The 9,044-nt window shown below is 74.8% G+C and carries 3 protein-coding genes; 1 reads left to right on the top strand and 2 read right to left on the bottom strand.

The window, feature by feature from the left end; genetic code table 11:
- Positions 1-3 precede the first annotated feature (3 nt).
- Entirely contained in the window at positions 4-1,047 is a 1,044-nt protein-coding gene (locus tag ACFYXE_RS21430; protein WP_389314579.1) for a MupA/Atu3671 family FMN-dependent luciferase-like monooxygenase, read from the bottom strand.
- A gap of 40 nt (positions 1,048-1,087) precedes the next feature.
- The gene (locus ACFYXE_RS21425; RefSeq protein ID WP_389314577.1) at positions 1,088-7,324 is read right to left on the bottom strand and encodes an amino acid adenylation domain-containing protein; all 6,237 of its coding nucleotides are present in this window, start codon (positions 7,322-7,324) and stop codon (positions 1,088-1,090) included.
- Positions 7,325-7,648: 324 nt separating this feature from the next.
- On the opposite strand from ACFYXE_RS21425, the gene ACFYXE_RS21420 reads away from it, so the two are divergent.
- Positions 7,649-9,016, top strand: a complete 1,368-nt coding sequence (locus ACFYXE_RS21420) for an MFS transporter (protein WP_389314575.1) — start codon at positions 7,649-7,651, stop codon at positions 9,014-9,016.
- Positions 9,017-9,044: the final 28 nt, after the last annotated feature.

The following is a 9,044-nucleotide window of genomic DNA, read 5'->3' as shown; positions in this document are numbered from 1 at the left end:
GCCCTATTCCGACGCTTCTCGCAGCGCGTTCACCTGGCGCAACCCGGCCAGTACGGTCTTCGTGTCGACACCGAAGTCGATCAGGCAGGCGATCTCGTCCACCCCGATGTCCCGCAGGCGCGCGACCGTCGCGGAGGCCTCCGGCACGGTGCCGAACAGCCCGCGTTCGTCGAAGTACGTGTCGAAGGACCGCGACACGATGAAGTCGATGTCCTCCTCGTCGAGGTCGTCGACGTCGAAGTCGGGGTCGGCCTCGCGGAACGACCGGGTGATGAGTTCGATCGAGCTCTTGAGGTACTCCTGCAGCGGCCCGCGCACGATGTCGCGGGCCTCGTCCCGGCTGTCGGCGAGGAAGGTGTGCAGCATCAGCGTGACGTGGCCGTCCCAGCCGTCGTGGGCCTCCCGTGCGCACCGCCGGTACTCGGTGATCTTGTCGGCGAGTTCGGCGACGTCCTGGTGCAGCAGATGGGTCAGCACCCCGGCCCGGGCGGTGGCCGCCGCGCGGAACGTGCCGGCGTCACCCGCGCTGGTGATCCAGACGGGCAGCTCGGGCTGCACGGGGGGCGGGAAGACGCGCACCGGCGTGGTCAGGCCGGTGCCGTCCACCACGTCGAGGGCCTCGCCGCGCCACAGTTGCCGCACCTGGCCGATGTTCTCGATCATGGTGCGCTTGCGGTCGTCGTAGGGCACTTGGCTCAGCGCGAAGTCGACGGGGTGCCAGCCGGACGCGAAGGAGACACCGACGCGGCCGCCCGAGAGGTTGTCGACGACCGACCACTCCTCGGCGATCCGTACCGGGTGGTGCAGCGGTGACACCACGCTGCCGGCCCTGATCCCGATGCGTTCCGTGGCCGCGGCCAGGGCCGCGCCGACGACCGCGGGGTTGGGGTAGAGCCCGCCGAAGGCGTGGAAGTGGCGCTCGGGGGTCCACACGGCGGTGAAGCCGTGCCGGTCGGCGAAGCGGGCTCCTTCGAGGAGCAGTTCGTACCGTCCGCCGTCGCCGTCGGGTGTGCTGTCGTCCGCGAAGTAGAAGAGACTGAAGTCCATTGATCACCCTCGTGGTTCGTGGGCCGCTGGGCCGGTCGGGTCAGTCCTTGGGGCGCATTCTGCGCAGCGCGGGCCGGGCCTTGCGCGCGCCGGGCAGCCGCTCGGTGAGCGCGGCCACGCTCGGTGCGTCGAAGACCGCGGTGATCGGCACCTCGATCCCGAACTCCACCCGGATACGGCTGATCAGCCGCGTCACGAGCAGGGAGTGGCCGCCGAGGTCGAAGAAGCTGTCGTCGATGCCCACTTCGTCGACGCCGAGGAGCTCCGCGTACATCCGGCACAGCGCCTCTTCCCGCGGGGTGCGCGGCGCGCGGCTGCCCGCGCTGACCGCCACGTCGGGTGCGGGCAGGGCGGCGCGGTCGAGCTTGCCGTTCGGCGTCCGGGGGAAGCCGTCCAGGACGACGACCGCCGAGGGCACCATGACAGCGGGCAGGAAGGCCTCGGCGCGCCGGGTGACCGACTGCTTCAGGCGGGCGTCCCGCGGTGTCACGAAGGGGATGTTGACGTGCTTGTCCTCGTCGTCGGTGGCGGGCCCGGCGCGGTCGGCCGGGGGGACCGTGCCGGGCGGGAGGACGTGCGCGCGGACCGTCGCGGGATCGGTGGCCCGGGGCACGAGCACCGCGTCGAAGCACGTGGGGCCGCCCGTCTCGGACCAGCGCAGCACGACCGCGCACCCGGACTCCTCCGCCGCACTGGCGAGTTCCTCGGGGTCGAGCCCATCGGGCGGCGCCGTGCCCAGGGTGGCCAGGTCGTGTGCCAGGCGGGTGTTGGGGATCCCCGTGACGAGCGTGGTGACCGGTGTCCGGTCCGCGGGGTGCCTGCGGGGATGTTCGCGGGGGTCCGCGTATTTGCGTACGTCGTCGAGCGACCGCACCTCGGTGCCCCAGCGAAGCGGGTGGACCGGCGGCGCCGTGTCCGGGGCGGGCGTCGTGCGGAGCACCACGTCGTAGCGGTAGCGGCTCAGTTCGTTGGCGTATGCGCCGCGCTTCAGTCTGATGTCGCAGGACGTGAACCGGTCGGACGCCGCGACCAGTGCCGGGAAGAACGCCGGGTCGACCAGGAGCTCCTGCTCCCTGGCCAGGCCCAGCCCGGTGGCGCGCGCGTGGGCGGGGCTGCCGGGCTCGGCTCCGGTGCGGCGCAGGGCGGCGGCGGAGTGGAAGCACCGCAGCAGGCGCAGGTTCCGCACGTCGCCCACGAAGAGGGAGCCGCCGGGCGCCAGGGCCCGGGCGGCGCGCCGCAGGACGCGGGTGAGGTAGTCCCCGCCGGGGAAGTACTGGGCCACCGAGTTGAGGACCACGACGTCGAAGTGGCCGTCCGGGATGCCGGTGAAGTCGTCGGCCGACTGGGTGCGCAGGTCGACGCGGCCGGCCAGGCCGGGGCGCGCGGCCACGTGCCGGCGCAGTTTCCCGATGACCTCCGGGGAGTGGTCGAGGCCCCAGTACGCCTCGGTACCGGGAGCCAGCTCGGCGAGCAGCAAGCCGCTGCCGACGCCCAGTTCGAGGATTCGGCGCGGGGCGAGCGCGGCGATGGACCGGACCGTCTCGCGACGCCAGTGCCGCATCTCGTCCAGCGGGATCGCGGTGCCGTCGTAGCCGCTGCGCCATCCGGTGAAGTCCTCGCCGAACACGGCCTCTTCGTCCTGGCCGGGCACCGCGTCGTGCAGCTGCCGCCAGGCGGCGACCGAGGCGTCCGGCGACGTCTCGTCCTCTGCGGACCCCGGTGCGGCGGCCGCGTCGTCCGGTACGACGTAGGCGACGATCCTGCGGTCCCCCTGGTCGTCCTGGCGCACCGTCACCGCGACGTCCGCGACCCCGGGATGTCCGGCGAGCACCGCCTCGATCTCGCCCAGCTCGATGCGGTGGCCGCGCACCTTGACCTGGTCGTCGGCGCGCCCCAGGAATTCCAGTTCGCCCTCGGCGTTCCAGCGGGCCAGGTCGCCGGTGCGGTACATCCGGGTGCCGGGCGGGCCGAAGGGGTCCGCGACGAACCGTTCGGCGGTGGTGCCCGGCCGGTTGAGGTAGCCGTGCGCCAGGCCCGCGCCCGCCACGTACAGCTCGCCGCCGACGCCCGTGGGCGCGGGCCGCAGCCGTGCGTCGAGGACGTGGATGCGGGTGTCGCGGATCGGGCGGCCGATCGGTGCCGTGCGGCCGTGCGGTGTCAGGGGTGCGCTCATGCTGGCGCACACCGTGGTCTCGGTCGGACCGTAGCCGTTGATCAGGGTCCGGCCGGGGGCCCAGCGGCGCACCTGCTCGGTGCCCAGCGCTTCTCCGGCGGCGATCAGCGTGTGGACGCCGCGCAGCGCGTCGGGCGACAGGACGCTCAGGACGGCGGGCGGCAGGGTGAGGTGGGTGATGCCGTGGTCCTCGACGAGCTTCTGGAGGCCCGGGCCCGGCAGGAGCTGGGGGGCGGGTGCGAGGACGAGGGCGGCGCCCGCGGACAGCGCCATGGACAGTTCCCAGAAGAAGGCGTCGAAGCTCGGCGAGGCGAACTGCAGCACCCGGTCGGACGGCCGCAGGCCGAGGGAGTCGATCTGGTGGGCGGCCATGGTGGCGAGCCCGGAGTGCGCGACGACGACGCCCTTGGGGCGGCCGGTGGACCCCGACGTGTAGATCACGTACGCGGGTCGCCCGGTGGGGAGGGGCCCGCGCTCGTGGTCCGTGGGCCGCGCGGACGGGCAGGCGCGCAGCGCGGCGACGGTCTCCGGCGCGTCGAGGCGCAGGTGGGGCAGCCCGTGCGTCACCTCGGCCGGCAGGGCGGTGTCCGCGCAGGTCAGCAGGAGGGCGGGGCCGGCGTCGCCGAGGACGTGGGCGATGCGTTCGACGGGGTAGTCCGGGTCGACCGGAAGGTAGGCGGCGCCCGTCTTCATGACGGCGAGGACGGCGACGACGAGGTCCGTCGACCGGGGCACGGCGGAGGCCACCACCGCGCCCGCGCCGATGCCGCGTTCCAGCAGGAGGCGGGCCAGGCGGTTGGCGCGGGCCTCGACCTGCCCGTAGGAGAGCTGGTCGGCCCGGAACAGCACGGCGGGCGTGGCCGGGTCCCGGTCGGCGCGCTCCTCGAACAGGTCGAGCAGCGTGGGGGCGGGCGCGGTGCTCGCCGTGTCGTTGCGCTCGGCCAGCAGGCGGGCGTCCCGGGCGGTCGAGACGTCGAAGTCGCCGAGGGGCAGGTCCGGGTCGGCGACGGCCGTCTCCAGGACGCGGCGCAGCCGGGCCAGCAGGTCGGCCGCGCTGCGCGGGCCGAAGAGGCCGGTGGCGTATTCGAGGGTTCCGCGCAGGCCCGCGGGGGTGCCGTCGGCCGCGAGCAGTTCGGTGACCGACAGGGCGAGGTCGAACTTGGCGGTGCCGGCCGCGACGGGCTCCGGCCGCATGTCGGCGTCGCCGAAGTCCCACACGGCGCCCTCGGCGTTCTGGAAGGCCAGCAGGACCTGGAAGAGCGGCTGGCGTCCGGCGACGCGGGCCGGGTTGAGGGCCTCCACGAGGCGGTCGAAGGGGAGGTCCTGGTGTTCGGCGGCGGCGAGGTCGGTGTCCCTGACCCGTGCGAGGAGGTGGCGGAAGGCCGGGTCGCCCGAGGTGTCGGTGCGCAGGACCAGGGTGTTGGCGAAGAAGCCGACCAGGTCGTCGAGGGCCGGGTCGCCGCGGCCCGCCGTCACCGCGCCGACGGGAATGTCCTCGCCGGCCCCCAGACGCGTCAGGAGGGCGGCGAGCGCCGCGTGCACCACCATGAACAGCGTGCAGCCGTGCGCGCGGGCCAGGTCCACGAGGCCGCGGTGCAGTGGTGCGTCACAGGTGAAGGTCTCGGTCGCGCCCGCGTGCCCGGACCCGGCCGGGCGCGGGCCGTCCACGGGCAGGCTGAGGTGCTCGGGCATCCCGTCGAGCGTCTTGGTCCAGTACGCGAGTTGCTCGTCGAGCAGGCCGTCCGGGTCGCCGGGGCGGCCCAGGAGCTCGTCCTGCCACTGGGTGTAGTCGGCGTACTGGACGGGCAGTTCGGGCCAGTCGGGCTCCTCGCCGGTCCGGCGCGCCCGGTAGGCCACGGCGAGGTCGCGCGCCAGGGGCCGCAGGGACCAGCCGTCGCTGGTGATGTGGTGCATCACCAGGAGCAGGACGTGGGTGTTCGGGGCGGGTGCGAACAGGACGGCGCGGAAGGGCGGTTCGGACGCCAGGTCGAAGGGGGCGCGGACCTCCTCGCGCAGCGCGTCGGCCAGCTCTTCCTCGGTCACCGCCCGCAGCGGGACGGCGGGGCGGTCCGCGCCGGGGGCGAGGATGTGCTGGTGGGGTTCGCCGTCGAGGTCGGGGAAGACCGTGCGCAGCGCCTCGTGGCGGGTGACGACGTCCGTGACGGCCGAGCGCAGCGCCCGCGTGTCGAGGTGCCCGGTGAACCGGAACGCCACGTGCTCGTTGTAGGTGGGGTTCGGGCCGTCCAGCCGGTCGAGGAACCACAGCCGCCGCTGGGCCGCCGAGAGCGGCAGCCGCGCCGGGCGGGGGCGGCGGCCGAGCACGGGCCGGGTCGACCGCCGGACGCCGATCCGGTGGGCGAGGCCCGTCGGCGTCGGGGACTCGAAGACGTCACGGACCGTCAGCTCCGCGCCGAGGCCCGCACGGACGCGGCCCACGAGCCGCATGGCGAGCAGCGAGTGGCCGCCCGCGGCGAAGAAGTCGGTGTCGGCGTGGACGTGGGGCAGGCCCAGCACGTCGGCGAAGAGGCCGCACAGCAGTTCCTCGGCGGCCGACGCGGGGGCGCGTCCGGGCCCGGCTCCCCGGGGCGTGGGCGCGGGCAGCGCCGACCGGTCGGTCTTGCCGTTCGGTGTCAGCGGGAAGGCGTCGACCAGGACGACGGCGGAGGGGACGACGGGGGCGGGCAGCCGGGCCGCGCAGTGGGCGAGGAGCGCCGCGGGCTCGACGGCGCCCGCGCCGGGGGCCGTCGTGGCGTAGGCGACGAGCCGTCGGTCGCCGGGCGCGTCCTCCCGTACGACGACGACGGCGCGGTGCACGCCCGGGTGCTCGGACAGGACCGCTTCGATCTCGGCCGGCTCGACGCGGTGGCCGCGCACCTTCACCTGGTCGTCCGAGCGGCCGAGATGGGCGAGGTGTCCGCCGGGCAGGCGGCGCACCACGTCACCGGTGCGGTACATCCGGGCCCCGGGCGGGCCGAAGGGGTCCGCGACGAACCGCTCGGCGGTCGCCCCGGCGCGCCCGGCATAGCCCTGTGCCACGCCCTCGCCGGAGAGGTAGAGCTCGCCGGTGCCGTCCTCCGGCACGGGGCGCAGCGCGGGGTCGAGGACGTGCGCGCGCACGCCCGGCAGCGGCGGGCCGATCGTCGGGGCGCGGCCCGTGATCCGGGCGGCGGTCGAGTCGACGGTGCACTCGGTGGGGCCGTACAGGTTGACGGCGCTCACCAGGCCCCGGTCGGTGAGGTCCGCCAGGTCCGTCCACATCCCCGCGGGCACCGGTTCGCCGCCGAGGAAGAGGCGCAGCGGGCCGGTGGCTGCGGGCTCTTCCGCCAGGTACGGGCGCAGCACCTCCCAGTGCGAGGGGGTCGCGTCGAGGTCGGTGGCGCGTTCGGCGCGGAGGAACGCGGCGAACAGGGCCGGTTCGTGGCGCAGTTGGTCGGTGGGCAGGATCAAGGTGTCGCCGCGGCAGATCCTGGTCCACTGCTGGACCGAGGCGTCGAAACCGAGCCCGGCGTTCCACACCACGCGGGCGGGCTCCGGCGGGTAGACGCCGGACCGCTCCAGGGCGCGCATCAGGTGGGCGGCGTTGCCGCGGGTGACGACGACTCCCTTGGGGCGGCCCGTGGTGCCCGAGGTGTGCACGACGTACGCCGGGCTCAGCGCGGGGACGGCCGTCGCGGGCGCCGGGGCCGCGTCGGAGCGGCGGCCGAGGGGGCCGGGGCGCAGGGCGGCGAGGTCCACCGGGACCAGGGGCGCGGGGAATGCGTGGGTCGCGCCGCCGCTGGTGAGGACCAGGCGGGCTCCGGCGTCCCGGGCCAGGAAGCGCAGCCGCTCGCCGGGGTGGGCGGGATCGAGCGGCACGTAGGCCGCGCCCACCTGCCACACGGCCAGCATCGCGGGGACCAGGTCCGCGCACCGGGGCAGGCAGAGGCCGACCGTGCTGCCGGGGCCCACGGCGCGGGCGCGCAGGGCCGCCGCGAGCCGCGCCGCGCGGTCGCGGACCGCGCGGAAGTCGAGCGTGTCCGAGGGGGTGGTCAGCGCGACGCGGTCCGGGTGGCGGGACGCCGTCTCGGCGAAGCGCGTCAGGAGATCGTTTTCGCCACTGTCCACAAAGGCTCCTTGAACTGAAGCGCGAAAGCTGAGAGGTTCGCGGCCCCGCTCGCCGCGTGTCGAAGGTCGGTTCGCGGTCGCGGCGTCGGGACGGTCGGCTGCTTCCGGTTCTCTGTGGTTCCGCTGCGGTCGGCCACTCGGCGGCCCCCGTCCGTGACCCTAAGCGGCAGGTATGACCTTGCAGAACGCCGCTAGTTGGAATGTGAAGTTGCTAACATGTGCCGCCGTCGCGCCCGCCTGGGCGCCGGCCGTCCCCGGCGGCTCCCCGCGTGGTTCCGGGCCGTTCCGCGGCACGGCACGACCTGGCGAAAGGCCCGTCGAGCGATGAGAGACCCCGGGGCCCCGGACGACCGGGAGGAACCGTCGCGGCCGGCGGCACCGGCGGCCGGTCCGGCGCGGACGTTCTGGGGGCTGCTGGCCCGCCCCGACTTCCGCATGCTGCTGATCGGCGAGACGACGAGCAAGCTCGGCACGAGCGTCACGTCGGTCCTGCTGCCGCTGGTGGCCGTCAGCACACTGGACGCGTCGCCCTTCCTGGTCGGCCTGCTGACCGCCGCGCCCTGGCTGCCGTGGCTGCTCGTCGGGCTGCCCGCGGGGGCGTGGGTGGACCGGCTCCCGTGCCGGCCGGTGATGCTGGTGTGCAACGCGGTGTCCGCCACGCTGTTCGCCGCGGTGCCGGTCGCCTGGTGGCTCGGCGTCCTCGACATCGTTCACCTCCTCGTGGTGGCGCTCCTGACGGGCGCCGCGTCCGTGTTCTTCTCCACCGCGTACTCCACGTACCTGCCCTCCCTGGTCGGCGCGGACGAACTCCTGGAGGGAAACGCGAAGTTGCAGGTGGGTGACCAGGCCGCGCGGGTGGCGGGGCCCGGTCTCGGCGGTGTGGTCGCGCAGGCGGTGGGCAGTGCGCCGGGCCTGCTCCTGGACGTGCTGTCCTTCCTGGTCTCCTCGGTGTGCCTGCTGCGTATCAAGGCGACCGAGCGACGCCCCGCCCCGCGCCGTCGCCGGCTGCGGCAGGAGATCCACGACGGACTCCGGTTCGTCGCGCACGACCCGTACGTCCGCCTCATCACCGTCTTCGGTGCGGCGCTGAACCTGGCGCTGGCCTCCTACCAGGCCGTCCAAGTCGTCTTCCTGGTCCGCGCGGTGGGCGCCGAGCCCGGACTCGTCGGGGTCCTGATCTCCTTCGGCGGTCTGGGCGGGGTGGCGGGCGGGCTCGCCGCCCGGGGCCTCGCGCGCCGCTTCGGGAGCGCCCGCGCGCTGCTGCGCATCCAGTTCGTCGCGGCCCCCTTCGCCCTGCTCATCCCCCTGACCGAGCCGGGCCCCCGGCTCGCGTTGTTCGTCATCGGGTCCACCGTGCTCCTCGCGGGCGTCGTGGCCTGCAACGTCATCATCGTCAGCTTCCGGCAGGCCTACTGTCCCGCCGGGCTCATCGGCCGCGTCACCGCGACCACGCTGGTGCTGAACTTCAGCACCATTCCGCTCGGTGCGGTCATCGGCGGCACGGTGAACACCTTCCTGGGTTCCCGGGCGACCATGTGGCTCGTCGCCGCCGCCCTGCTCGTCGTGAACCTCCCGCTGCTCGGCTCCGCCCTGCGCGGCCTGCGGGACCTGCCGGCCCCGGCTGCGGCGCACGGCGACGGGAACACCTCGGCGAGCCGGTCGCCGGAGGCCCGGGACCGGCGCGCCACGTGAGGTGAGCCGCCCGCGTCACGCAGCGCGC

It is taken from the genome of Streptomyces sp. NPDC002564 (assembly GCF_042889645.1).
Lineage (GTDB): Bacteria > Actinomycetota > Actinomycetes > Streptomycetales > Streptomycetaceae > Streptomyces.
The sequence above is the reverse complement of the archived record's forward strand: the minus strand, read 5'-3'. Positions and strand labels throughout refer to the sequence as shown.

What these genes read in the sequence shown, in the direction of transcription:
- ACFYXE_RS21430 (WP_389314579.1), bottom strand. Translation starts at nt 1,047, where the DNA reads ATGGACTTCAGTCTCTTCTACTTCGCGGACGACAGCACACCCGACGGC.
- ACFYXE_RS21420 (WP_389314575.1), top strand. Translation starts at nt 7,649, where the DNA reads ATGAGAGACCCCGGGGCCCCGGACGACCGGGAGGAACCGTCGCGGCCG.